Annotated in this window: 29 protein-coding genes; 25 read left to right on the forward strand and 4 right to left on the reverse strand. The window is 32.8% G+C overall.

From position 1 onward, the window contains the following. Window positions 1-98 precede the first annotated feature (98 nt). The 20 genes from FEF17_RS01575 (at window position 99) to FEF17_RS01670 (ending at window position 16,222) form a co-directional block, all read left to right on the forward strand. Complete coding sequence (locus FEF17_RS01575; protein ID WP_139000605.1) at window positions 99-755, forward strand: TetR family transcriptional regulator C-terminal domain-containing protein; 657 nt, start codon at window positions 99-101, stop codon at window positions 753-755. 9 nt (window positions 756-764) lie between these two features. Beyond that, window positions 765-2,078: an ABC1 kinase family protein gene (locus FEF17_RS01580; protein WP_139000606.1), complete on the forward strand. Its 1,314-nt coding sequence runs from the start codon at window positions 765-767 to the stop codon at window positions 2,076-2,078. A 1-nt stretch (window position 2,079) separates the two neighbouring features. Then, window positions 2,080-2,706, forward strand: a complete 627-nt coding sequence (locus FEF17_RS01585) for a flavin reductase family protein (protein WP_139000607.1) — start codon at window positions 2,080-2,082, stop codon at window positions 2,704-2,706. Between the two features lie 5 nt (window positions 2,707-2,711). Continuing rightward, window positions 2,712-4,181, forward strand: a complete 1,470-nt coding sequence (locus tag FEF17_RS01590; RefSeq protein WP_139000608.1) for an SDR family oxidoreductase — start codon at window positions 2,712-2,714, stop codon at window positions 4,179-4,181. Next, a complete protein-coding gene (locus tag FEF17_RS01595) occupies window positions 4,132-4,272 on the forward strand; it encodes a DUF2256 domain-containing protein (RefSeq protein WP_139000609.1) in 141 nt (46 codons plus the stop codon). Before FEF17_RS01590 ends, FEF17_RS01595 begins: the two co-directional genes overlap by 50 nt. Then, complete coding sequence (locus tag FEF17_RS01600; protein WP_139000610.1) at window positions 4,248-5,558, forward strand: DASH family cryptochrome; 1,311 nt, start codon at window positions 4,248-4,250, stop codon at window positions 5,556-5,558. Before FEF17_RS01595 ends, FEF17_RS01600 begins: the two co-directional genes overlap by 25 nt. Next, the gene (locus FEF17_RS01605) at window positions 5,559-7,091 is read left to right on the forward strand and encodes a cryptochrome/photolyase family protein (RefSeq protein WP_139000611.1); all 1,533 of its coding nucleotides are present in this window, start codon (window positions 5,559-5,561) and stop codon (window positions 7,089-7,091) included. Then, a complete protein-coding gene (locus tag FEF17_RS01610; RefSeq protein WP_139000612.1) occupies window positions 7,081-8,553 on the forward strand; it encodes a cryptochrome/deoxyribodipyrimidine photo-lyase family protein in 1,473 nt (490 codons plus the stop codon). The genes FEF17_RS01605 and FEF17_RS01610 overlap by 11 nt, the downstream gene beginning before the upstream one ends. A 131-nt stretch (window positions 8,554-8,684) precedes the next feature. Further along, window positions 8,685-9,113, forward strand: a complete 429-nt coding sequence (locus FEF17_RS01615) for a hypothetical protein (RefSeq protein ID WP_139000613.1) — start codon at window positions 8,685-8,687, stop codon at window positions 9,111-9,113. Then, window positions 9,110-9,382, forward strand: coding sequence for a TIGR03643 family protein (locus FEF17_RS01620; protein WP_139000614.1), 273 nt, complete (start codon window positions 9,110-9,112; stop codon window positions 9,380-9,382). Before FEF17_RS01615 ends, FEF17_RS01620 begins: the two co-directional genes overlap by 4 nt. A 46-nt stretch (window positions 9,383-9,428) precedes the next feature. Continuing rightward, window positions 9,429-10,124, forward strand: coding sequence for a GTP cyclohydrolase I FolE (gene folE / locus FEF17_RS01625; protein WP_139000615.1), 696 nt, complete (start codon window positions 9,429-9,431; stop codon window positions 10,122-10,124). A 4-nt stretch (window positions 10,125-10,128) separates the two neighbouring features. Then, window positions 10,129-10,353, forward strand: coding sequence for a hypothetical protein (locus FEF17_RS01630; RefSeq protein WP_139000616.1), 225 nt, complete (start codon window positions 10,129-10,131; stop codon window positions 10,351-10,353). Between the two features lie 155 nt (window positions 10,354-10,508). Next, the gene (locus FEF17_RS01635; RefSeq protein WP_139000617.1) at window positions 10,509-10,724 is read left to right on the forward strand and encodes a hypothetical protein; all 216 of its coding nucleotides are present in this window, start codon (window positions 10,509-10,511) and stop codon (window positions 10,722-10,724) included. Window positions 10,725-10,745: 21 nt separating this feature from the next. Next, window positions 10,746-11,429 (forward strand): SDR family NAD(P)-dependent oxidoreductase, encoded by a 684-nt coding sequence (locus tag FEF17_RS01640; RefSeq protein WP_139000618.1) that lies wholly within the window; start codon window positions 10,746-10,748, stop codon window positions 11,427-11,429. Between the two features lie 4 nt (window positions 11,430-11,433). Beyond that, a complete protein-coding gene (locus FEF17_RS01645; protein WP_139000619.1) occupies window positions 11,434-11,970 on the forward strand; it encodes a glutathione peroxidase in 537 nt (178 codons plus the stop codon). 8 nt (window positions 11,971-11,978) lie between these two features. Continuing rightward, on the forward strand, window positions 11,979-12,155 hold the full coding sequence (locus FEF17_RS01650; protein ID WP_139000620.1) for a Lacal_2735 family protein: 177 nt from the start codon (window positions 11,979-11,981) through the stop codon (window positions 12,153-12,155). Further along, window positions 12,142-12,603 carry a TspO/MBR family protein gene (locus FEF17_RS01655; RefSeq protein WP_139000621.1) on the forward strand — a complete coding sequence of 154 codons (462 nt, stop codon included), beginning with the start codon at window positions 12,142-12,144 and terminating at the stop codon, window positions 12,601-12,603. The genes FEF17_RS01650 and FEF17_RS01655 overlap by 14 nt, the downstream gene beginning before the upstream one ends. Window positions 12,604-12,606: 3 nt before the next feature. After that, window positions 12,607-13,068 (forward strand): SRPBCC family protein, encoded by a 462-nt coding sequence (locus tag FEF17_RS01660; RefSeq protein ID WP_139000622.1) that lies wholly within the window; start codon window positions 12,607-12,609, stop codon window positions 13,066-13,068. Between the two features lie 79 nt (window positions 13,069-13,147). Further along, window positions 13,148-14,452, forward strand: a complete 1,305-nt coding sequence (locus FEF17_RS01665) for a cryptochrome/photolyase family protein (protein ID WP_139000623.1) — start codon at window positions 13,148-13,150, stop codon at window positions 14,450-14,452. 102 nt (window positions 14,453-14,554) lie between these two features. Further along, window positions 14,555-16,222: a formate--tetrahydrofolate ligase gene (locus tag FEF17_RS01670; protein WP_139000624.1), complete on the forward strand. Its 1,668-nt coding sequence runs from the start codon at window positions 14,555-14,557 to the stop codon at window positions 16,220-16,222. 319 nt (window positions 16,223-16,541) lie between these two features. Here the strand turns inward: FEF17_RS01670 and murA are convergent, their stop codons facing one another. From murA to FEF17_RS01685, 3 genes are all read right to left on the reverse strand, one after another. Beyond that, the gene (murA, locus tag FEF17_RS01675) at window positions 16,542-17,852 is read right to left on the reverse strand and encodes a UDP-N-acetylglucosamine 1-carboxyvinyltransferase (RefSeq protein WP_139000625.1); all 1,311 of its coding nucleotides are present in this window, start codon (window positions 17,850-17,852) and stop codon (window positions 16,542-16,544) included. Between the two features lie 6 nt (window positions 17,853-17,858). Continuing rightward, window positions 17,859-18,500 (reverse strand): DUF4290 domain-containing protein, encoded by a 642-nt coding sequence (locus FEF17_RS01680; RefSeq protein WP_139000626.1) that lies wholly within the window; start codon window positions 18,498-18,500, stop codon window positions 17,859-17,861. A gap of 66 nt (window positions 18,501-18,566) precedes the next feature. Further along, a complete protein-coding gene (locus FEF17_RS01685; protein WP_139000627.1) occupies window positions 18,567-18,860 on the reverse strand; it encodes a DUF493 family protein in 294 nt (97 codons plus the stop codon). A gap of 88 nt (window positions 18,861-18,948) precedes the next feature. Here FEF17_RS01685 and FEF17_RS01690 point away from each other — a divergent pair, with 88 nt between their 5' ends. The 5 genes from FEF17_RS01690 to FEF17_RS01710 all read left to right on the forward strand — a co-directional run bounded on the left by FEF17_RS01690 (window position 18,949) and on the right by FEF17_RS01710 (window position 23,499). Further along, a complete protein-coding gene (locus tag FEF17_RS01690; protein WP_139000628.1) occupies window positions 18,949-19,503 on the forward strand; it encodes an AAA family ATPase in 555 nt (184 codons plus the stop codon). 6 nt (window positions 19,504-19,509) lie between these two features. Further along, a complete protein-coding gene (locus FEF17_RS01695) occupies window positions 19,510-21,414 on the forward strand; it encodes a RecQ family ATP-dependent DNA helicase (RefSeq protein ID WP_139000629.1) in 1,905 nt (634 codons plus the stop codon). Then, a complete protein-coding gene (fmt, locus tag FEF17_RS01700) occupies window positions 21,411-22,358 on the forward strand; it encodes a methionyl-tRNA formyltransferase (protein WP_139000630.1) in 948 nt (315 codons plus the stop codon). The genes FEF17_RS01695 and fmt overlap by 4 nt, the downstream gene beginning before the upstream one ends. A gap of 188 nt (window positions 22,359-22,546) precedes the next feature. Further along, complete coding sequence (locus FEF17_RS01705; RefSeq protein WP_139000631.1) at window positions 22,547-22,819, forward strand: HU family DNA-binding protein; 273 nt, start codon at window positions 22,547-22,549, stop codon at window positions 22,817-22,819. A gap of 119 nt (window positions 22,820-22,938) precedes the next feature. Further along, complete coding sequence (locus FEF17_RS01710; RefSeq protein WP_139000632.1) at window positions 22,939-23,499, forward strand: YqgE/AlgH family protein; 561 nt, start codon at window positions 22,939-22,941, stop codon at window positions 23,497-23,499. On the opposite strand, the gene FEF17_RS01715 is transcribed toward FEF17_RS01710, so the two are convergent. Then, window positions 23,496-24,338: an aminotransferase class IV gene (locus FEF17_RS01715; RefSeq protein WP_139000633.1), complete on the reverse strand. Its 843-nt coding sequence runs from the start codon at window positions 24,336-24,338 to the stop codon at window positions 23,496-23,498. The genes FEF17_RS01710 and FEF17_RS01715 overlap by 4 nt on opposite strands. Window positions 24,339-24,351: the final 13 nt, after the last annotated feature.

The following is a 24,351-nucleotide window of genomic DNA, read 5'->3' on the forward strand; positions in this document are numbered from 1 at the left end:
TCTTCTATAAGTAAATCTTATAGTCTGATACTATATTTTGTTTAACTTTTTTTATTTTTTATTAAACATTTTGTACCTTTACCATAAATATCATTATTATGACGAAGAAAAAATCAGTTTCTAAAAACGATATTCTCACCTGGTACATGGACTATGTGTTGGAGCACGATGCTAATCCTAAAACGGTATTTGCTTTTGCCAAAATGAATAATTTTGAAGAAGCTAAATTCTATGAGCATTTCGCTTCATTTGAAGCTATCGAGAAAGGCATTTTTGAATCGTTTTTTACAAATTCGATAAATGCTTTAAATAAAAGTGAAGACTATAAAATATTTGATGCTAGGAACAAGCTTTTAAGTTTTTACTATACCTTTTTTGAAAACCTTACGGCAAACAGAAGTTATGTAAAGCATGTTTTAGATAAATATAAAACAAATCTAAAAGGATTAAAGATGCTTTCTGGCTTAAAAAAACACTTTACACAGTATGTGAGTGAATTAGGTATCCAAATGCTAGACATTAAACAAGAGCAACTAGAAAAAATTCAAGATAATGCTTTAAAGGAATCTGCTTGGTTACAATTACTATTAACCATGAAATTTTGGATTGATGATACATCCGTATCCTTCGAGAAAACAGATATTTTCATTGAAAAATCAGTCAATACAACTTTCGATGTCTTGGATATCACGCCTTTAAAAAGCGTGTTAGATTTAGGAAAATTTCTGTTCAAAGAAAAGTTTCAAATGAACTAAAAATAAAGAATGAAAACCATAGATAATATACCGACATCTAAAATTCAACGAGCTACTAAACTAGTTTCTACTGGTGCTAAAGTAGGCGTTAATTATTTAAGATATTATGGAGATAAGATTGTAAATACGGAGGTTGAAGCGAAAGAACGCTTAAACAAAAATAACGCTACTGATATTTACGACGGACTAAAACAATTAAAAGGTAGTGCCCTTAAAGTGGCGCAAATGCTTAGTATGGAGAAAAGTATTTTACCGCAAGCTTATGTAGAAAAGTTTTCTTTAGCTCAATTTTCAGTGCCACCTTTATCGCCTCCACTTGTTATTAAAACGTTTAAAAAATACTTTGGGAAACTGCCCTATGAACTATTTGATACTTTTAACGCAACTTCTGTTAACGCTGCTAGCATCGGTCAGGTGCATATGGCAACTAAGAATGGGAAAAAACTTGCTGTGAAAATCCAATATCCAGGAGTTGCGGAGAGTATCACTTCAGATTTAGCTATGGTGAAGCCCATAGCTATGAGTATGTTCAACATCAAAGGAAAAGATTCCGATAAGTATTTCAAAGAAGTTGAATATAAGTTGATTGAGGAGACCAATTATATCTTAGAGATTGAGCAAAGCAAAGAAGTTTCAAAAGCGTGCGCCCATATTTCAAACTTGAAGTTTCCAAAGTATTATGAAGAACTATCTTCTGAACGTATCATCACTATGGATTATATGGAAGGTGAACATCTTTCAGAATTTACTGCCCATAATACAGACCAACAGAAAGCACAAAAATTAGGACAAGCCCTATGGGATTTCTACATGTACCAAATTCATAATTTGAAAAAAGTACATGCAGATCCACATCCTGGAAATTTCCTGGTTTCTGAAAAAGGAGAATTAATAGCTTTAGATTTTGGGTGTATGAAGACTATCCCAATGGAGTTTTATTCACCCTATTTTGAGCTTGCATTACCGGAAAACATTAATAACCAGGCGTATTTTGTTTCTAAATTATATGAGCTTGAAATTTTAAAAGAGGATGATAACAAAGAAGAATTGGAGTTTTTCACAGACATGTTCCATGAAATGTTAAGCCTATTTACACAACCTTTCCATAAAGAAACATTTGATTTTTCAGATAAAACTTTCTTTGGAAAGATTGCTGAATTAGGCGAACGTTACTCAAAAAGTACCGATTTAAAGAAAATGAATGGAAATCGAGGATCAAAACATTTCATTTATATAAATAGAACTTTTTTCGGACTTTATAACTTAATGTTTGATTTAAAAGCTCAGCATATTAAAATTAACAATTATTTGAGATTATTATAACATGCTATACTTCAGCGAATTAGACATACAACAACTCAGTCACCTTTACAAAATCAATTTGATTAATAGTTGTTCTGGTTATAAATCTGCAAATTTAATTGGTTCTATTTCACAAGATGGCAAAGAGAATGTTGCAGTGTTTAGTTCTGTTACCCATATTGGTTCGAGTCCTGCAATGCTAGGATTCTTTTTACGTCCAACTACAGTTATTAGAAATACCTATGAAAATTTAAAAGAAACTGGATTTTATACAATTAACCATGTACATAAAAATATAATACTCGATGCGCACCATACATCAGCAAAATACGATAGTGCTATCTCAGAATTTGATGTTACCAACTTAGAACCTGAATATAAACCTGAGTTTTCTGCCCCATTTGTAAAAAATGCACCAATTCAATTGGCAATGCAGTTTGTTGAAGAATACGATATAAAAGCAAATAAAACTATTTTGGTTATCGGTAAAGTTGTTGGTTTATATGTTAATGACTACCTTATAGAAAAAGATGGATTCATCAACTTGTCTAAAGCAGAAGTAGCTGCCATAAATGGATTGGATGGGTATGCTATTCCTGAACAAAGAATACGGTATGGCTATCAAAGACCAAAGGAATTAATAAAATAAAAATTATGACAATTCTTGTAACAGGGGCAACTGGCTATATAGGCAAACGGCTCATACCGTTCTTATTAAATCAAGGTCACACGGTGGTTTGCGTTGTAAGAGATAGACTTAGAGCAGATAAAAGTTTTTCTGAAGACGAGAACGTTTATGTTATTGAAGCCGACTTTTTAAAACCAGAAACCCTTGATAATATTCCAAAAAAAATAGACGTAGCGTATTACTTAATACACTCAATGTCTAATTCCTCAAAGGACTTTGAATCTTTAGAAGAACGATGTGCACTAAATTTCAAACACTATATAGAAACCACTGGGGCCGAACAAGTTATTTATTTGAGTGGTATCACAAATGAAGATGAACTTTCTAAACACCTTCGCTCTAGAAAAAACGTAGAAAATCAGTTGTTTTCAGATAAGTATGCATTAACGATTTTCAAAGCAGGGATAATTGTTGGTTCTGGAAGTTCTTCGTTTGAAATAATAAGAGATTTAGTTGAAAAACTCCCTTTTATGATTGCTCCAAAATGGTTAAATACTAAAACACAACCTTTAGCTGTTAGGGATGTTTTAGCTTTTTTAACTAGAGCCGCAGGAAACACAAAACTTTACAATAAATCTTATGATGTTTTTGGTCCTAAAGTTATAACGTATAAAGAAATGCTGCTTCAATTTGCAGAAGTTAGAGGACTAAAGCGATACATTTTGACGGTACCTGTAATGACACCAAAACTATCATCATACTGGTTATATTTCGTGACATCAACATCATATAAGCTCGCAACTTCGTTAGTGGATAGCATGGGCGTGCAAATTATTGGACAACCAAGTAATATTAATGACATATTAGGAGTCAGCCCGATTACTTACAAAGAAGCAGTTGAACTGGCTTTTGAAAAAATTGAGCAAAATAGTATTGTATCTAGTTGGAAAGATTCTATGATAAGCAGTGGTAGATTAAGAAATCGATTGCATAAATATGTAAATGTTCCAAAGTATGGATGTTATAAAGATTATAAAGAACGTAGGGTTATTGACTCTGGTAAAACCATTGAAAAAATCTGGAGCATCGGTGGAATTAACGGTTGGTATTTTGGTACTTTTTTGTGGCGCGTACGTGGTTATATTGACAAACTCTTTGGCGGTATTGGATTGAGACGAGGTCGCACAAGCCCAACAGAATTAAATGTTGGAGACGCCTTAGACTTTTGGCGTGTGATTTATGCCGATAAGGCAAAACATAAATTACTGCTTTACGCAGAAATGCGATTACCAGGAGAGGCTTGGTTAGAATTTAAAATTGAGAATAATAAATTAAAACAAACCGCAACTTTTAGACCTCGTGGACTATGGGGTAGACTGTATTGGTATGCGGTACTTCCATTCCACGGATTCATCTTTTCGGGAATGATTAATAAACTTGTTGAAGTTGAGTCACAAAAAGCAACATTTACCTCAGAAAACATGTACAAAGTGTAATCGCCCATTTACTTGGAGAAAAAAATGGGAAAAAAATTGGGAACATGTTAAATATTGCAGTGAACAATGCAGAAGAAACAAAACACTATAGGGTTAGTTTGGTTTAGAAACGATTTAAGAGTTCATGATAATTATATTTTGCATGAAGCTTGTAATAACCATAACATCATAATTGCCATTTATTTTTTCAATCCTGAACATTATAAACTTGATAAATTTGGTTTTAAAAAAACAGAAAAATATAGAACTCGATTCTTAATAGAAACGATTCAAGATTTAAAAAGAAACCTCAAATCACTGAACGTTGAATTATTTATATATTTTGATAAACCTGAAAACGTAATAAATCAATTCCTACTAGATTTTGGTATAAAACAAATCTATCTTCAAAAAGAATGGACAAGTGAAGAGCAAACAGTTTTAAATAAAGTAAAAGCATCCATTTCAGGAGATTCTGCTTTCAACGAAATTTATGACCAGTTTCTCTATAATCCAGAAGACATAAACATAAAGATTGAACAAATTCCACAAGTATTTACGAACTTTAGGGAAAAAGTTGAAAAGTTTAGCCAAATTAGACCACAAGCTCACCTAAAAGCCCTAAAGAAAATTGAATCGATTTCAAATGATACTAAAATTCCATCTCTGAACGATTTAGGTTTTGAAGATTTCAAAACCCATCTAAATTCATCGTTCCCATTTAAAGGCGGCGAAAATGCAGCCTTAAATCGTTTGGATGACTATTTCTTTCAATCTAAAAAATTGAGATTCTATAAGAAAACAAGAAATGGATTGGTTGGTACAGATTTTAGTTCCAAACTTTCACCATGGCTAGCCAATGGCAGCATCTCGGCGCGAACAATTTACTGGAACGTTAAGAAGTTTGAACAAGAGTATTATAAAAATCAATCTACATATTGGTTAATTTTTGAATTGATTTGGAGAGATTATTTCAAATATATTTCATTAAACCATGGAAATGCCATTTTTAAGATTGATGGTATTTTAAAAAAAGATTATACGTGGAAAACTGACCTATCATTAATCGATAATTGGACTAATGGCGAAACCCGCTCATCTTTTGTAAATGCTAATATGATTGAGCTGAAAGAAACAGGTTGGATGAGCAATAGAGGTAGGCAAAACGTGGCGTCGTTCTTTGCTAAAGATTTGGAATTAGATTGGAGAATTGGCGCTGCGTATTTTGAAGCAATGCTTATAGATTACGACGTTCACAGTAATTATGGAAATTGGATGTACGTTGCTGGTGTTGGTAATGACCCACGAGACCGAAAGTTCAATGTGGATTTACAAGCTGAGCATTATGATGCAAATGGTAAGTTTCAGAATTTATGGTTGCAACGAACTCTATTCTAAATGAAAACGCTCAGATTAATATTAGGCGATCAACTCAATATAAAACATTCGTGGTTTAAAGAAACTAACATTAATATTACCTATTGTCTTTTTGAAATGCGCCAAGAGACGGATTACGTAACGCATCATATTCAAAAAGTTATTGGCTTTTTTGCCGCAATGCGCCAATTTTCAGAAGATTTAAAATCTGAAAGACACAACGTTATCTACTTCAAAATTAATGATAAAAATAATACACATAGTTTAACCGAAAACCTTTCAAAATTAATAGAAGAACATCATATAAAAAATTTCGAATACATCTTTCCTGATGAATACAGATTGGATGAGCAACTACAAAAATTCTGTAACAAATTAAGCATCAAATCAAATGCAGTATCTGCGGAACATTTTTATACAAAAAGAGAGGATTTAAAAAACTTCTTTCATGGCAAAAAACAGTATATCATGGAGAACTTTTACAGAGACATGCGTAAGAAGCATAATATTTTGATCGTTGCTGACCAACCAGAAGGTGGGAAATGGAACTACGATAAAAGCAACAGAAATAAATGGAAAGGCGACGTTGAAATTCCAAACTATAAGTTATTCAAAAATGACGTTACTGAAATTGTTAAGAATATTAAATATGCTGAAATCAAAACTATAGGTATATTTGAAACAAAAACATTCTCCTACCCTATTTCTCGAGCTCAAGCCTTAGAACAACTCAAATACTTTTGCAAGTACTTATTGATTCATTTTGGAGACTATCAAGATGCCATGCATACCGAACAGGAATATCTGTTTCATTCTAGATTATCCTTCGCTATGAATTTTAAACTGATCTCTCCCAAAGATGTAGTAAAAACGGTAATGAACTATTACCGAAAACACGCTGACGCTATAGATATTTCTCAAATTGAAGGTTTTGTACGTCAAATTATTGGTTGGCGAGAGTATATGCGCGGTATGTATTGGGCCTTTATGCCAGAATATAAAAATTTAAACGAACTCAACAATACTAATAAGTTGACTGAATTTTTCTGGACAGGTGATACCAAAATGAATTGCTTAAAACATGCCATAACAAATTCTTTAGATAATGGATATGCACACCATATTCAACGGTTAATGATTACTGGAAATTATGCGCTTTTAACACAAACCAATCCTGATGAAGTTGATGATTGGTATTTGGGCATTTATGTAGATGCTATAGAATGGGTACAACTTACCAACACCAGAGGTATGAGTCAGTTTGCCGATGGTGGAAAAATTGCAACTAAACCCTATGTATCTTCAAGTTCATATATTAACAAAATGAGTAACTATTGTGAAGATTGCACATATAACAGAAATAAAAAAATAGGAGAGAATGCATGCCCCTTTAATAGTTTGTACTGGAATTTTTTAGATGAAAAAAGAGAACAACTAGGGAACAATTTCAGAATGAAAATGATGTATAGCTTATTAGATAAAATGGATAAGCAAGATTTACAAAATATAAAAGAAAGAGCACAACATATAATTGCGAATCAAGATGAATACTAAGCCCCACATAAACATTGTTTGGCTAAAACGTGATTTACGTTTGCATGATAATGAAGCGATTTATAATGCTTTAAAAACTGGAAAAGCTACACTACTACTGTATTGTTTTGAGCCATTATTAATGAATGATTCGCATTATAGCGAACGTCATTGGAATTTTATAAGAGAATCTATTATTGATTTAAATACAGCACTAGAAACTTACAATTCTAAAATACTTGCTGTACAATCTGATATTATCGCCGCAATTAACCAATTGCAATCGCGTTATCATATTTCAGATATCTACTCACATCAAGAAACAGGTATATTAGTAACTTTTGAGCGGGACAAGAATTTTAAAAGATATTGCAAAAACAACCTTATTAATTGGCACGAAAATATTAATAATGGCGTACAGCGTGGTTTGAAAAATAGAGATAATTGGAACGAATTGGTAGATGCTTATTATGCTATTGAACCCTTAAGTTTTGCTCCAAAAGAAAATCAGCTCATATCGAAAAAGGATATTGAGCTTTTAGAGATAAACTTCAATTTGCCTAATTTAGACACTCAAAAATTTACACCATTTCAAAAAGGTGGACGCTCAACAGGTCTTAGATATTTAAAATCGTTTTTTGAGCAACGCTACCAGAATTACATGTTCAATATCTCTAAGCCAGAGCAAGCAAGAACAAGTTGTAGTAGAATTTCACCATACATAGCCTGGGGAAATTTATCGGTTAGAGAAGTGTATCATGAAGCTTATCATCTAAAAAAAGCATCGAAACATAAAAAAGCTTTGGAAGCATTTATGTCGCGCTTACGTTGGCAAACCCATTTTATTCAAAAGTTTGAAATGGAACACACCATGGAAGAAGCTAGTGTAAATAAAGGTTTTCATAAATTAAAAAAAAGTATTTCTTCTAAATATCAAGATGCTTGGAAAACAGGACAAACGGGTTATCCTCTGGTAGACGCCTGTATGCGATGTTTAAATGAAACTGGATATTTAAATTTTAGAATGAGAGCTTTAGTAGTATCGTTCTTTACACACAATCTTTGGCAACCTTGGCAAGAAGCAACTACGCATTTATCGCAAATGTTTTTAGATTTTGAACCCGGAATACATTTTCCACAACTACAAATGCAAGCTGGAGAAACTGGCATTAATATGCTTCGTATTTATAATCCAGTAAAAAATAGCTTAAAATATGATCCAGAGGCTTATTTCATAAAAAAATGGGTGCCGGAGCTTAAAAAACTAGATACACCTTTTGCACACCAGCCGTATTTAATGACAGAAATGGAACAACAGCTCTATAATTTTAAGTTAGGCAAAGACTATCCAAAACCGATTGTGAATTTAGAAAGTACTAGAAAAAAAGCAGGAAACACACTTTGGAAACTGCGCAAGGACAAGACTGTTTTAGAAGAAAGCAAAAGAATTTTAAGAAAACATACTCTTAAAAGTCGTTTTTAAAACCGTTAAATGCTGTATATCATACACTTAACTTCTATTATAAATTTTTCTAATAGTAAAATATTCATTTTTGTTTAACTTTTTATATTTTTTGTTAAACATTTTGTATATTTGAGTATCACAAGAAGTAAATGATACTTAATACAACACATAACAATAAAGAACACAAGCAAATTATAAGTGATTTGGTGGGTAGATCATTCACCTTATTGGAATCACTAAAAATGAAAGGAATTGGCTCTAAACGAATGATAATTGGTGAAGTTAGTCCAAATTTCATGTCTGTGCTTAATTCAGTGTCCGACATTAATTATGCGAACATAGAATTAAGAAAAAATGGCATTTTAATTTTTATCAATAAGGGTTTACAAAACTTTACATGGTTAATACCATACTATCAGTTGGTAATTTATAAAACCAATGGAGCCAGCATTCATGCGCAAGGGAAATTTATACACTTTAAGAATAACAAGACATTCAAAGAAAACAAGCGCTTCTTTGACAAAATGTTAAATGAAAAGATAAGACATGACGAGCAATACAATTTTCAGTATGTATGAAATTACCTACTGAGTCTATTGATAGAATCATTGAAATGGCATGGGAAGACAGAACAACGTTTGATTCCATAAAATTTCAATTTGGTTTGAAAGAACAAGAAGTCATTTCATTGATGCGGAGAGAAATGAAACCAAGTAGTTTCAAAATGTGGCGAAAGCGTGTTCAAGGTCGTTCAACAAAACATGAAAAACTAAGAGTTTTTCAAAAAGGGCGCTTTAAATGTAGCAGACAAAAACAAATAACACAAAATAAAATCTCAAAACGCTAACGTGCTTTGTTTGGTTAATACTAAAACAGCACATAAAAAAGAAGCTATGCAAATAGAAAAATTAGAAAAGAAAACAAACGGACACAGACTTAATGGATTTTCAATTGAAGATATTGGTGACGATCATCTTTACACGGGTTTAGAGACTCCAATGAAACCAGATGCGTTCAAATTAAGTGATACTGAAAAAAAGCACCGAATCGCGATCTTGTTCGAAGAAATTATGGACGTTATGGGACTCGATTTAACAGATGATTCACTTCAAGGAACGCCGAATCGCGTTGCCAAAATGTACATTGATGAAATTTTCTCTGGATTAAATCCTGCCAACAAACCCAAAGTTGCACTTTTTGATAATAAATACCAATACAACCAGATGTTGGTTGAAAAAAATATTACGTTTTATTCAAATTGTGAACATCATTTTGTTCCAATTATAGGTAAAGCCCATGTCGCGTATATTTCTTCTGGAAAGGTTATTGGCTTATCAAAGCTTAATAGAATTGTACAATACTATGCCAAACGCCCTCAAGTGCAGGAGCGATTAACAAACCAAATAGCTAACGAATTAAAATCAATCTTAGACACTGAAGATGTCGCAGTTATAATTGATGCTAAGCATTTATGCGTGTCCTCCAGAGGTATAAAAGACGATACCTCAACGACGGTTACTGCCTATTATGGTGGAGAGTTTAATAATTCAGAAAAAATCACAGAATTACAAAATTATTTAAAGAGCTAGAAAAATGGAATTAGAGTTAATTAATAAAGCGTTAGAATTTGAACAAAGAAAAATGAGATCTTTATCTACAAGCGATCGAGTTATGATTTCAAGAGAAGCTAAAACCTTAATCTTAGATCTAAATCAAATCTACAAGAAAAAAAAGGATGATAATATTATGGATATCATGAAACGCTTAACAGCTATCAAAAGAAAAGTAGAGAAGCGTTTAAAAGGTCGATTAATATAATAGTAAATCTATCAAAAAAGCGATTTAGATTTAGTTAAATATTAAATTTTATCTAATAAATCGACATAAAAATAGCTAATCCTCTATATTTTATTATATTGCAAAACTGCATGAATTTTAGTGCAGTTTATTAAAATTATAGTAAGATTAGAAATATGGAGATTATTGACAAAGCTTTAGAATTCGAACAACGCAAACATACGTTTAAAACAACAAGTGAGCGTATCGAATCATCTAGAGAAGTAAAGAGTTTAATATTAAGCTTAAACGACATCTATAAAGTAGACAAAGATCCTGAAATTATGGATTTAATGAAACGTTTAACTGTAATTAAACAAAAAATAGAAAAACGGCTGAAGGGCAGGCCATAAAGACTAAATGCCCTGAAACCCATGAAAACAATAATAGTAGTCGGAGGAAGTAAGGGCATTGGAAAAGCTTTAGTTGAAAAGCTTTTGCCTAATTACAATGTAAAAAACATTAGTAGAAGTACTCCCGAAACATCACACAACAATTTAACTCATCATCAATGTGATGTTATACAAAATGAATTACCAGAGATAAAAAATGCTGACGGACTTGTATATTGTCCAGGAAGTATCAATCTAAAACCCATATCCAGATTAAGTATTGATGATTTTAAAGAGGACTTTGAAATTAATGTTCTTGGCGCTGTAAAAGTCATTCAAAAGTACTTGCCCATCTTAAAAAATGGAGATCACCCATCTATTGTTTTATTTAGTACAGTTGCTGCAAAACTTGGCATGCCATATCATGCGAGTATAGCAGTTTCTAAAGCGGGTATAGAGGGCTTAGTAAAATCTCTTGGTGCAGAATTAGCACCAACAATACGCATAAACGCAATTGCCCCTACGGTTACAGATACCGAATTGGCCTCAAAGCTACTAAGAAACGATAAAATGATTGAAAATATTACAGAACGTCACCCTTTGAAAAAATTCTTATCTCCTGAGGAAGTTGCAGGTATGGCAGAATTTTTGCTTTCCAAAAACTCATCCTCAATGTCGGGACAAGTACTTGAAATGGATTGTGGTATTGTAAGTTTTAAAATTTAAATATATGAATCCGCTAAAAGCATTTATAGCTACTGCTGGCAATAGGTATACTGAGAAAAAATTGAATGTTGATTCAATATATAATATCAGTATAAACTCGCTACAAGGAAAACCTATAAACTTATCTAAATTTAAAGGCAAGCATATACTTTTTGTAAACGTAGCTTCTAAATGTGGCTTTACGCCACAATATAAAACATTACAACAGCTACATGGGAAATACGGTGATAATATAGAAATTATTGGAGTGCCATGTAATCAATTTGGTGGTCAAGAACCTGGTAATGTTAGGGATATTGAAACATTTTGCGAAGTAAATTATGGTGTGAATTTTTTGATTACAGAAAAAATTGATGTAAAAGGAAAACATCAACACCCACTTTACACATGGTTAACCCAAAAAGCAAATAATGGCGTAAAAGATTCTTCTGTAAAGTGGAATTTTCAAAAATACTTAATTGACCCAAAGGGGAAATTGGTAGATTACTATTTTTCTGCTACCAGCCCATTGAGCTCAAAAATCATTAAACATTTAAATTAAAAATACCTATGTTCCGTTTTTTCAAGAAAAAATCAAAGAGAGAAAAATTAGAAGCAAAATTTAAAAGATTAATGCAAGAATGGCATGAACTATCAAGCATTAATAGAAGCAAAAGTGATGCAAAATATGCTGAGGCTCAATTGATAGCTCAACAAATCAATGAAATGAAACATGAAGCTGCTTAAAAACATTTTCATCTTTCTTGTAATAAATTTTGGAGCCTTATATGTTGGAACGCTTCTCATGAATAATGGTCCACAAACCAATTGGTATATGAACTTAAATAAAGCACCATGGACACCTCCTGGATGGGTTTTTGGTATGGCTTGGACAACCATTATGTTTTGTTTTTCAATATATATGGCTTATCTCATTAATATACTTCTCAATACCAAAATTATTATATTATTTTCAGTTCAATTTATTCTTAATGTCATTTGGAATTATATCTTTTTTAATCAACATTTAGTAAGTATTGGACTGCTAGTTATTATTGCTTTAACGGCTATCGTTACGATTATGCTATATGACTATAGAAAAAAACTGAAATTAAAAAGTCTATTGATTCTACCCTATTTCATTTGGCTATGCATAGCAACATCATTAAACATGTACATCCTTATTCATAATTAAACGATGAAAATTTACAGGTTACATAAAAAGCAGAATTTACCCATTACCATTAATAAAGCATGGGATTTCCTGTCTGATCCAAAAAACTTAAAAACCATTACTCCAAATTATATGGGGTTTCATATTTTATCTGGTGCAGACAGACCCATGTTCGCTGGTCAAATTATTCAATACATAGTAACACCTGTTCTGGGAATAAAAACAAAATGGGTTACTGAAATTACTCACATTGTTGATAAGCATTATTTCGTAGATGAACAACGTTTCGGTCCTTATTCACTTTGGCATCATAAACATTTTATTAAAGAAATAGATGGCGGGGTTGAAATGGAAGATATTATAGACTATAAAGTTCCTTTTGGTTTGCTCGGTCAGTTAGTACATCCTATTTTAGTAAAACCTAAACTTGAAGAAATTTTTAATTATAGAACTGAAAAGTTAGAGGAATTGTTTGGTAAATACTAACCGAAAATGTCTGTTAGAGTAATTCAAATGAAGATTGGAATTGATTGAGAACATTATCTATATGAAACAATGAAAAAGTATGAAACAACCTATCAATATTTTTTGGTTTCGTAGAGATTTAAGACTTCACGATAACGTTGGTTTTTACGAAGCTTTAAAAGGAGGTCTTCCCGTTTTACCCGTTTTTATTTTTGATTCTGAAATATTACATAAACTTCCAGAAAATGACGCTCGCGTATCTTTCATTCATAAAACACTTCAAAATATGCGTCATGTTTTACAAAACGCTCATAACCATAACTTGGCCTTGTATTTTGGAAAACCAATTGACATTTACAATAAACTAATTAATAAGTATGAAATTAAAGAAGTTTACACGAATCATGATTATGAACCTTATGCAATAAAACGAGATAAAGAAATTAAGAGCTTATTAAGCCAAAACAACATAGTATTTAATTCTTATAAAGATCAAGTCATTTTTGAAAAAGATGAGGTTGTTAAATCAGATGGTTCTCCATATGTGGTTTACACACCTTATATGAAAACATGGAAAGAAATTTTTAAAAAGGTCACTCTTAAAAATTATCCTTCAGAACAATATTTAGATCACCTTATTTCTGAAAATAACTTACCCAATCTAAGTCTATCAGATATTGGTTTTAAACCCTCAAATCAAAGCATAGAGCCCTTTAAAATCTCTCCAAGCTTAATTCAAAATTATGAGGCTACAAGGAATTATCCTGCCCAAGACACTACCTCTAAATTAGGCCCTCATTTACGCTTTGGTACTGTTAGTATTCGAGAAATGATTGAAAAAGCTATTTCCGAAAAGAATGAAATTTTTTGGCAAGAACTCATCTGGCGTGAATTTTTCATGCAAATTCTTTGGCACTTCCCCCATACCGTTAACGAAAGTTTTAAATCGAAATACGACCGCATTCAATGGCGTAATAATGAAACCGAATTTAAAGCATGGTGTGAAGGCAAAACAGGTTACCCATTTGTTGATGCAGGGATGCGCCAGCTAAACGAAACAGGTTTTATGCATAATCGTGTGCGTATGTTAGTGGGTAGTTTTCTCTGCAAACATTTATTAATTGACTGGCGCTGGGGCGAAGCTTACTTTGCAGAAAAACTGCACGATTACGAAATGGCCAGCAATGTAGGCAATTGGCAATGGGTTGCTGGTTCGGGTGTAGATGCAGCACCATACTTTAGAATTTTTAATCCTACGACTCAGATTCAAAAGTTCGATAAAAACTTGGAATACATCAAAAATTGGGTTCCAGATTTTCAAGAACTCACCTATCCGCAGCCTATAGTAGATCATAAATACGCACGCGAACGTTGTTTGTCGGTTTATAAAGAGGCTTTAAATTAAATAACTTCTCAACTCTTCTGAAAATGATAAAAATTACATAACATCATTTACAAATTTCATACATTTAAGTCAGTATAATTTTTTCATATAATTCTATAGCTTATGACTGACTTAGAAATAGCCAAAACCATTACTCTAAAACATATATCGGAAATCTCAGAAAAATTTGGAATACCTTCTGATGATATTGAAATGTATGGTAAGCATAAAGCTAAGCTACCATTAAAAGCTATAGACAAACAGAAAGCTCTTGAAAGCAATCTTATTCTTGTTTCAGCTATTTCTCCAACGCCGGCAGGCGAAGGAAAAACAACTATGTCCATTGGCTTATCCGAAGGATTAAACCGCCTAAATAAAAAAACAACTGTAGTGCTAAGAGAACCATCTTTGGGGCCTGTTTTTGGCATAAAAGGCGGTGCTACAGGAGGTGGTAATTCACAAGTATTGCCTATGGAGGACATCAACCTTCATTTTACTGGAGATTTTTCTGCCATAGAGAAAGCTCATAATTTACTTTCTGCAATTATTGATAATAATATTCAAAATAAAACCAATTCACTCCGTATCGACCCACGAACAATTGGTTGGAAGCGGGTGGTTGATTTAAACGACCGAGCGCTACGGCGTATAATTGTAGGATTGGGTGGAACAACATCTGGAGTTCCAAGAGAAACAGGGTTTGATATTACAGCAGCTTCAGAAATAATGGCGATTCTTTGTTTAGCCGAAAACCTCACCGACCTAAAAAAACGATTAGGCAATATTTTCATTGGTTACACTTTCGATAAAGCACCTATTTATGCTAAAGATTTAAAAGCTGAAGGCGCTATGACGGCCTTACTTAAAGATGCTATTAAACCCAATTTAGTTCAAACGATTGAGGGTAATCCTGCCATAATACACGGTGGGCCATTTGCTAATATTGCTCAAGGAACCAATACCGTTATTGCCACCTTGATGGGTATGACACATTCTGAATATACGGTTACCGAAGCTGGATTTGGTTTTGACCTAGGCGCAGAAAAATTCTTTGATATTAAATGCCAAAGTGCTGGACTTAAACCAAAAGCTGTTGTGCTTACCACTACCATTCGCGCTTTAAAATACCATGGAGGAGCCGATTTGAAATCACTCACAACTCCAGACTTAGAAGCGTTAGAAAGAGGATTACCTAACTTAGAAAAGCATCTTGAAAACATTTTTAAGTTTAAGGTATCACCAGTTATAGCCATTAATAAGTTTATTTCAGATAGTGATGCAGAGATTAATCTGATAAAAGCGTTTGCTAAAGAAAAAGGCATTCGTGTTGCTTTAGCAGAGGTTTGGGCAAAGGGTGGCGAAGGCGCGCTTGAACTGGCTCAGCATGTGGTTAATATCGTTGAAGAAAATAAATCTGATTTCAAACCTCTTTACAAATGGGAATCTTCTGTGGAGGATAAAATCTCAACGATTGCCACAGAAATATACGGTGCTGAATATGTTGATTATACGGCAAAAGCAAAAGCACATTTAAGAAAAATCACAAATCTGGGCTTAGATCATTTGCCTGTTTGTATAGCAAAAACCCAAAAATCACTATCAGACAATCCAAAATTATTAGGCCGTCCCAAAGATTTTATCATCACGGTTAGAGAGATTGAAATTGCTGCTGGTGCAGGATTTTTAATTCCTATTACGGGGGATATTATGCGTATGCCCGGGCTACCGGCTCATCCTGCTTCAGAAAATATTGATATAAATGATGATGGTGAGATTACGGGCTTGTTTTAATTTTTATAAAGTAAGAATAGTCTTTTCCTTTTATTATATTTAAAGATAATCAGCAAAACTATCAAGTGATAAAAACTAAAATCATTCTAACTATTATAATTCAAATTGTTCTAAGTGTATTAGCATTCCCAGCGGCATTTATTATCATGTTTATGTTTAACATAGACATGAATTCTAAATTTATTTCAGCTGCTGATGGAAGCGTGGGATCCGGGTTTTATACTTACTTAAAAATATGTGGAATAATTTTAATAATTATTTGGCTCTCCTTTCCCTTATTTAAATTAACAAAATACTATTATAAAAAAACGAAGAAAAACTAATCAAGACGCTCAATCTTAGCCCCAATAGCACGCAAACGCTCGGCAATACGCTCGTAACCACGATCAATCTGCTCGATGTTTTGAATAGTGGAAGTCCCTTTTGCTGAAAGCGCAGCAATTAACAATGACACCCCAGCACGAATATCTGGAGATGTCATGGTAGTGGCTTTTAAAGTCGATTTATAATCATGCCCAATTACCGTTGCACGATGTGGATCGCACAAAATGATTTTAGCTCCCATATCAATTAGCTTATCAACAAAGAATAAGCGGCTTTCAAACATTTTTTGATGAATTAAAACACTACCTCTGGCTTGAGTTGCTACTACTAAAATGATACTCAACAAATCTGGCGTAAACCCAGGCCATGGTGCATCAGAAATAGTTAATATAGAACCATCAATAAAACTTTGTATTTCATAGCCATCAGTATGTGCGGGAATATGAATATCGTCCTCCTGTTTTTCAACAGTAATACCAAGTTTTCTAAATGTTTCTGGTATTAATCCTAAGTCGTTCCATGACACATTGGTTATTGTAAGCTCACTTTTAGTCATCGCTGCAAGCCCAATCCAACTCCCAATTTCTATCATATCTGGAAGTAACCTGTGGTCTGTTCCGCCTAACCTTTCAACGCCATCTATAATAAGTTTATTAGAACCTACTCCACTAATCTTAGCTCCCATTCTATTTAGCATCTTACATAATTGCTGCAAATAAGGTTCGCAAGCTGCGTTGTAAATAGTTGTTTGTCCTTCTGCTAAAACAGCCGCCATAACAATATTTGCGGTGCCAGTAACAGACGCTTCTTCAAGAAGCATGTATGTCCCTTTTAATCTTTTAGCTTCAACACCATAAAATTGCTCTTCCTTGCTGTAACCAAATTTAGCTCCAAGCTTAATAAGCCCTTCAAAATGTGTATCCAAACGACGGCGACCAATTTTATCTCCTCCTGGTTTCGGGATATATCCTTTACCAAAACGTGCTAATAGAGGCCCAACTATCATTATCGACCCTCTAAGTCCACGTCCATCTATTTTGAATTGGTCAGACTCTAAATATTCTAAATTAATATCGTCTGCTTGAAATGAATAGCTCCCTCGAGCATGTTTTTCGACCTTAACCCCTAATTTCTTTAATAAGCTTATTAGTTTGTTAACATCGATTATATCTGGAATATTGTTTATCGTAACAACTTCTGGGGTTAACAGAACCGCACATAAAATCTGTAGGGCTTCATTCTTTGCACCTTGAGGTTGAATACTTCCTTTTAGTTGGTGGCCTCCTTCAATTTTAAATGTTCCCATAAAATTTTAGTAGCGTTTTCTTTGGCGGTTGGAACTCTTCTTATGTCCACCTTTTTTATTGTTGCTGTACTTGCTTTTTACTCTCATCAAACTTGATGATTCTGATAGGTCTTCACTTGAATTTCTTAAATCAATTTTTCCATTCGATAGCTCAAATAAATGACCAAAAATTACAGCATCCTCAACAGTATCTTTATTCCAGTTTAAAAAACACTTTTTCATATGATTAGCAATAGTATAGGTTAAGGCTTCCTTAAGTTCGCCATCTTCCCATGTATTCGCTACATCGATCATGGTTTTAATGTTATTACCGTAAAAACGATACTTCGGATGATTTTGTGGGTATTTTAAAGGCTCTGGTGCTTCTTCAAAAAGCTCCTTTGTTGGTTTGGGGTATGGAGAATCGGCATCCAATTCAAAATTTGACATTATGAATAACTGATCCCATAGTTTATGTTGAAAGTCTGGAACATCTCTTAAATGCGGTTGTAAATTACCCATTACAGATATAATCGCCTTAGCTAATTTATTCCGTTCGTCTTTTGTTTCTCTGCTTTTAGCGTGATTAATCATTTTTTGTAAATGACGCCCGTACTCGGGAATAATTAAATGCTCACGCTCTGTGTTGTATTCTAGATTATCTATCAAAATAAATGTGTAGAGTTATATATTTGTGCATGTAGTTGCTATGCTAGCGCAAAATACAAAAAAAAACTAAAGGCTTATCACACCCTCAACTTTTTCTGTAACTTCTTTATACTTTTCTATAACGGCATCTGGATTTTTCATTTTAACATTTATGGAAATGCTTGTATACTTACCGTTTTTTGATTCTTTGGTATTAATAACAGCCCCCATATTATTGAAAAGCGATTCCACTCGTTCAATTTTATTCGAGTCCGTAGAAACAATAAATTTATAAAGATATTCAGATGGCCATAAAGCTGTATCATACAATTGAGCTCTTAGTTTATTGTAAAATGCCTCTGATTCTGAAGAAGTACTCATAGTCTAATTTTAAGCCACAAATATACAGTTTCCTTTCTATTTTTTTTATACCAGTTAAATTCCGATTTTTACGGCAAATATTGCAGAATTGAAAACGAAAAAGATTGTAATTAGTGGTAGTGCAGGCACAGGTAAAACTTCGGTTATTAATGCCTTAAACACAAAAGGTTTTTATTGTTTTGAAGAAGTTATTAGATCTTTAACTTCAGAACTTACAAAAGAAGTGGACACGGTGAATCAAATTTCAAATCCCATTGTTTTTGCAAAAGACCCTCTTGACTTTAACATGCGACTTTTAAAAGGCAGAATTAATCAATTTAAAGAAGGAAGTTTGTTAAATGAAGCACTATGTTTTTTTGATCGTGGCATACCAGATGTTTTGGCTTACATGGATTTTTTTAATCAGAAATATGATGCATTATTTACAGACGCATGCAACGAACATGTTTACACCAATGTTTTCATTCTCCCCCCTTGGAAAGCTATCTATAAAACCGATAGCGCCCGATTTGAAAGTTTCGATGAAGTTTTAAAAATTCATAACCATTTAAGCGATACTTATAAAAAGTTTGGTTATAATGTTATTGAGGTTCCTTTTGGCACTATTGCCGAACGTACCGATTTCATTTTAAAAAATATTTAGGACCTATTGTCACATCCTTTAAACATACTGGAACGCTATTGGAAGTTTACATCTTTTAGACCGCAACAAGAACCTATAATAAATGCGGTTATTGAAGGTGAAGACACTTTTGCATTACTTCCTACTGGCGGTGGAAAATCGTTATGTTTTCAAATACCGGCATTAGCAAAGGAAGGCATCTGCGTTGTAATATCGCCATTAGTTGCATTAATGAAAGATCAGGTTAAAGCACTTAATGATAAGGGTATAAAAGCCATGGCGCTTACCAGTGGTATTTCATATAACGAATTAGATACGTTATTGGATAATTGCATTTATGGAAATTACAAATTCCTATACTTATCGCCAGAACGCTTACAACAAGAATTAGTGCAAGACCGTATTCGACAGATGCCTGTAAATTTAATAGCTGTAGATGAAGCTCATTGCATATCTCAATGGGGTAACGATTTTAGACCAGCCTATAAAAACATTAGGCTTTTAAGGCAACTACAACCGTCTGTAAATGTAATTGCTCTAACAGCATCAGCGAGATGGAACATTATTAAAGACATCACTGAAGAACTCGACTTTATTCAACCAAAGATCTTCAAACAATCTTTCTACAGATCAAATCTGGCTTACATGGTTTTTCATGAAAATGATAAATATTATCGCATTGAAATCATCTTAAAAAAATATAAAGCATCCTCTATTATTTATGTTAGAAACAGAAAGTTAACTATCGATTTATCAACCTTTCTTAATTCAAAAAATATTTCTGCTACATTTTATCACGGCGGTCTGTCAAACGATGAAAAGGACACCAACATGTCCAAATGGCTCAATAATCAAACTCAGGTTATGGTTGCTACAAATGCTTTTGGAATGGGGATTGACAAACCAGATGTAAAAACGGTTATTCACATCAATCTACCCGAAAGCTTAGAAAGTTATTTTCAAGAAGCCGGTAGAGCAGGAAGAGATGGAAATAAGGCTTTTGCCATTCTCTTGAAAAATAATAGTGATGAAGTATTAGTCAAAAATCAATTTTTAAAAATTTTACCATCGGTGGAATTTGTAAAACAAGTGTATCGAAAATTAAGTAGTTATTTCCAAATCTCATATGGTGAAGGCCCTTATTCAATACACGACTTTAACTTTAATGATTTTTGCAAGACCTACAAATTTCCATCTGTATTAACCTATAACACGTTATTATTGTTAGACAGAAACAGCATTATTAGCCTATCTAAACAGTTTAAAAATAACGTTACGGTACAGTTTATAATATCTAGCGCATCCCTTTTTAATTATTTAGAAACGCATCAGAATTTGGTGCTTATTGTTAAGTCTATGCTTCGTATTTATGGCGGTATTTTTGATCACAAAACCAAGATAAATATGGATAAAGTAGCTGAAAAAGCGTCTACATCGGAATCCGATGTTATTAAAACATTGCAACAATTAGAACGTGACAATATTATTGATTTTCAGTTTTCAAAGACCGATGCTCAAATCACATTCATACAACCTCGTGAGGACGATAAAACTATTAACCGGATTGCCACAGTAATTGAACAACAAAATCAGCTTAAACAAGAACAGGTTAAAGCCATACTTGACTATACCGAAAACAACATTGTTTGTAAAAGCATTCAATTACTTAAATATTTTGGTGAAGAAAACATAAAGTCTTGTGGTATATGCTCGGTTTGTTTAGAAACGAAAAAAAACACCAAGACAACCAATATAAATTCTGTAAAAAAGTGTATCATAGAATTATTGGAGACTAAAGATTTTTCATCAAGAGATCTAGTTTCCAACTTAGACTATTCAGAAAAAGAGATTATGGATACACTTGCTTTGTTATTAGAACACAATATTATAAGCTTAACTAAAACAAACACATATAAATTAAGTCATTTATGAACGATTTAAGAATTGTATTTATGGGCACCCCTGATTTTGCAGTTAACACCTTAAAAGTGTTGGTTGAGAATCAATATAATATTGTTGGGGTTATTACTGCACCAGATAAACCTGCTGGTCGAGGACGCAAATTACATGAGAGTGAGGTAAAGCGATATGCTAAATCACAAAACTTAAACATTTTGCAACCTACAAACTTAAAGAGCGAAGATTTCTTGAAAGTTTTAAAAGATTTAAAAGCAAACCTTCAAATAGTTGTAGCTTTTAGAATGTTGCCAAAGGTTGTTTGGCAAATGCCGGAGTATGGTACATTTAATTTGCATGCCTCATTACTACCAAATTACCGCGGTGCTGCTCCAATAAATTGGGCGATTATTAATGGTGAAACAAAAACAGGAGTTACTACGTTTTTTATAGATGATAAAATTGACACTGGAGAAATGATTCTTCAAGAAGAAATACCAATTGATCAAGAAGAGGATGCTGGTAGTCTTCATGATAAATTAATGACATTAGGTAGTAATCTTGTTTTGAAAACAGTTAATCTTATAAAAGAAGGTGAAGTTAAAACAACTCCCCAGCCAGATACTAGAAATTTAAAAACAGCATATAAACTTAATCGAGATAATTGCAGAATTGATTGGACAGATACTATCGACAATATATATAATAAGATTCGTGGATTAAGTCCCTATCCGTCAGCATATACCACTTTAATTAACGGTGATGACCATTTTGACATTAAAGTTTATAGAGCAGAAAAGGAGTTTTCGAAACATGATTTACCCTCTGGAAGCATTATAGCTACCAAAAAAGATTTAAGAGTTGCAGTATCAAAAGGGTACATTAAATTAACCGAAATTAAACTTCCAGGAAAACGTAAAATGGATATTCAAGCACTTTTAAATGGATATCGATTTGATTCTAATGCTAAAGTTCGCTAAACCCTTATTAATACTGATATCACGAAAACATCGACCAAAGACTCTTTCTTTATTAACAAATAGACGAAGTTATCAACAATAGCGGGTATTTCCCTTGCTATTACTTGCATGGTTGCATAATCCGTATAAATTTGTAGAGGATTTAACAAAAATGTTTAACCAATTTATTAATAATTAAAATTTATATTATGAACAAAACAGATTTAATCGACGCAATGGCAGAACACGCAGGAATTACTAAAGCTGCTGCAAAAAAAGCTTTAGAGTGTGCTCTTATTGAAATTGAAGGAGCTTTACAAAAAGGTAATAGAGTTTCTTTAGTAGGGTTCGGTTCTTGGTCAGTTTCTAAAAGAGCTGCAAGAGAAGGAAGAAACCCTCAAACTGGTGAAACTATCAAAATAAAGGCTAAAAAAGTGGTTAAGTTTAAAGCTGGTTCAGATTTATCAAGCGCAGTAAACTAATTTACTTCCTAAATATTTTAGAAAGCCTTCATATTTTGAAGGCTTTTTTATTTAATAAATGTTGAAGTTGCATGTTTAATTAAAAAATCTTAGATTTAATTACTAATTTCTCATATTTAATGATAACCACAAAACCAAAAAAAGGCGATCTTTTAATCGCGGAACCAGCGATAATCGGTGATGTTTCGTTTAATCGCTCTATTGTTTTATTGGCAGATCATAATTCGGATGGATCTATTGGTTTTATTCTTAACAAACCATTGGAATATAATATTAATGACTTAGTACCGGAAATAGAAGCTAATTATAAAGTTTATAATGGTGGACCTGTGGAGCAGGATAATTTATATTTTATTCATAAGGTTCCTGAGTTGATTCCTAATAGTATCGAAATATCATTAGGCATATTTTGGGGTGGTGATTTTTCAAAAGTTTCAGAGTTGATTGCTACGAAGACTATCAAAGAAAATGATATAAGGTTTTTTCTTGGTTATTCTGGATGGGATTCTAACCAATTAGAAAGTGAATTAAAAGCAAACTCATGGTTGGTTTCTGAAAATATTTATGAAAAGAACATCATTGAAAAGGACTACGAAACGTTTTGGAAAGAAAAAATGCTAGAACTTGGCGGTGAATATAGCATTTGGTCCAATGCTCCTGAAAACCCAAGCTACAACTAGCCCAATCTTACTTTTACATTCAATTTTTGCAGCAATTCTTTAGATACTTCTTGGGAAAATTGTTTCTTTCTGTAATTTGTGATAGGTTGAATCCCAACAATAACATTTGTTATAAATAACTCATCTGCTTTTTGAAGTTCAAATGGCGAAATAGATGCTTCCTCAAATTGATAATCAGGAATATGTTTTAAAATTTCAATAATTTGTTTCCGCATAACACCTTTTAAACAGCCGTCACTTAAAGGCGGTGTTTTAATAATATTATCCTTTACCAAAAAAACATTTCCATTAAGTGCTTCAACAACTTTTTTATCAGTATTTAAAATCAAACAATTATTCAAGTTATTTTCCTTAGCATAAACACTACCAACAACATTTAACACTTTATTGTTAGTTTTTAATGTAGACAGTAAACTTGGTGAAACGTAATAATCTTTGAAAAGATCAACAACATAATTCTCGTTAACATGTAAATAATAGTCGGAATCAATTGCCTTAGCAGAAATTACAAAGTTAACATCGTTAGATTCTGGCAAATATAATCCGCCTTCAATTCTATGCACTAGTATCTTTATTCGTGCAGATGCATTATTTAATTGATTTGCGGTTAATGTATTCTGAATTTGTTCTTCAAGAAATTCCATGGTAAAATTCATTGGAATCTCCATACGCATAATACGCATGGAAGCCATTAACCTAAAGTAATGGTCCTCCCAAAAAAAGAGCTTTCCATGAACCGCTTTTATCGTTTCAAACAAAGCATCGCCATAGGTATATCCTCTATTTTCTATTGATAAAATCTCTTTGTTTTCTTGAATATTCCCGTTAAAATTTATCATAAAAAAAATCCCG

It is taken from the genome of Hyunsoonleella aestuarii, from assembly GCF_006148925.1.
GTDB classification, from domain to species: Bacteria; Bacteroidota; Bacteroidia; order Flavobacteriales; family Flavobacteriaceae; genus Algibacter_D; species Algibacter_D aestuarii.

Excerpts from the sequence above, each read along its gene's own strand:
- FEF17_RS01575 (WP_139000605.1), top strand. The coding sequence starts at position 99 with ATGACGAAGAAAAAATCAGTTTCTAAAAACGATATTCTCACCTGGTAC.
- FEF17_RS01580 (WP_139000606.1), top strand. The coding sequence starts at position 765 with ATGAAAACCATAGATAATATACCGACATCTAAAATTCAACGAGCTACT.
- FEF17_RS01585 (WP_139000607.1), top strand. The coding sequence starts at position 2,080 with ATGCTATACTTCAGCGAATTAGACATACAACAACTCAGTCACCTTTAC.
- FEF17_RS01590 (WP_139000608.1), top strand. The coding sequence starts at position 2,712 with ATGACAATTCTTGTAACAGGGGCAACTGGCTATATAGGCAAACGGCTC.
- FEF17_RS01600 (WP_139000610.1), top strand. The coding sequence starts at position 4,248 with ATGCAGAAGAAACAAAACACTATAGGGTTAGTTTGGTTTAGAAACGAT.
- FEF17_RS01605 (WP_139000611.1), top strand. The coding sequence starts at position 5,559 with ATGAAAACGCTCAGATTAATATTAGGCGATCAACTCAATATAAAACAT.
- FEF17_RS01610 (WP_139000612.1), top strand. The coding sequence starts at position 7,081 with ATGAATACTAAGCCCCACATAAACATTGTTTGGCTAAAACGTGATTTA.
- FEF17_RS01615 (WP_139000613.1), top strand. The coding sequence starts at position 8,685 with ATGATACTTAATACAACACATAACAATAAAGAACACAAGCAAATTATA.
- FEF17_RS01620 (WP_139000614.1), top strand. The coding sequence starts at position 9,110 with ATGAAATTACCTACTGAGTCTATTGATAGAATCATTGAAATGGCATGG.
- folE (WP_139000615.1), top strand. The coding sequence starts at position 9,429 with ATGCAAATAGAAAAATTAGAAAAGAAAACAAACGGACACAGACTTAAT.
- FEF17_RS01630 (WP_139000616.1), top strand. The coding sequence starts at position 10,129 with ATGGAATTAGAGTTAATTAATAAAGCGTTAGAATTTGAACAAAGAAAA.
- FEF17_RS01635 (WP_139000617.1), top strand. The coding sequence starts at position 10,509 with ATGGAGATTATTGACAAAGCTTTAGAATTCGAACAACGCAAACATACG.
- FEF17_RS01640 (WP_139000618.1), top strand. The coding sequence starts at position 10,746 with ATGAAAACAATAATAGTAGTCGGAGGAAGTAAGGGCATTGGAAAAGCT.
- FEF17_RS01645 (WP_139000619.1), top strand. The coding sequence starts at position 11,434 with ATGAATCCGCTAAAAGCATTTATAGCTACTGCTGGCAATAGGTATACT.
- FEF17_RS01650 (WP_139000620.1), top strand. The coding sequence starts at position 11,979 with ATGTTCCGTTTTTTCAAGAAAAAATCAAAGAGAGAAAAATTAGAAGCA.
- FEF17_RS01655 (WP_139000621.1), top strand. The coding sequence starts at position 12,142 with ATGAAGCTGCTTAAAAACATTTTCATCTTTCTTGTAATAAATTTTGGA.
- FEF17_RS01660 (WP_139000622.1), top strand. The coding sequence starts at position 12,607 with ATGAAAATTTACAGGTTACATAAAAAGCAGAATTTACCCATTACCATT.
- FEF17_RS01665 (WP_139000623.1), top strand. The coding sequence starts at position 13,148 with ATGAAACAACCTATCAATATTTTTTGGTTTCGTAGAGATTTAAGACTT.
- FEF17_RS01670 (WP_139000624.1), top strand. The coding sequence starts at position 14,555 with ATGACTGACTTAGAAATAGCCAAAACCATTACTCTAAAACATATATCG.
- murA (WP_139000625.1), bottom strand. The coding sequence starts at position 17,852 with ATGGGAACATTTAAAATTGAAGGAGGCCACCAACTAAAAGGAAGTATT.
- FEF17_RS01685 (WP_139000627.1), bottom strand. The coding sequence starts at position 18,860 with ATGAGTACTTCTTCAGAATCAGAGGCATTTTACAATAAACTAAGAGCT.
- fmt (WP_139000630.1), top strand. The coding sequence starts at position 21,411 with ATGAACGATTTAAGAATTGTATTTATGGGCACCCCTGATTTTGCAGTT.
- FEF17_RS01705 (WP_139000631.1), top strand. The coding sequence starts at position 22,547 with ATGAACAAAACAGATTTAATCGACGCAATGGCAGAACACGCAGGAATT.
- FEF17_RS01710 (WP_139000632.1), top strand. The coding sequence starts at position 22,939 with ATGATAACCACAAAACCAAAAAAAGGCGATCTTTTAATCGCGGAACCA.
- FEF17_RS01715 (WP_139000633.1), bottom strand. The coding sequence starts at position 24,338 with ATGATAAATTTTAACGGGAATATTCAAGAAAACAAAGAGATTTTATCA.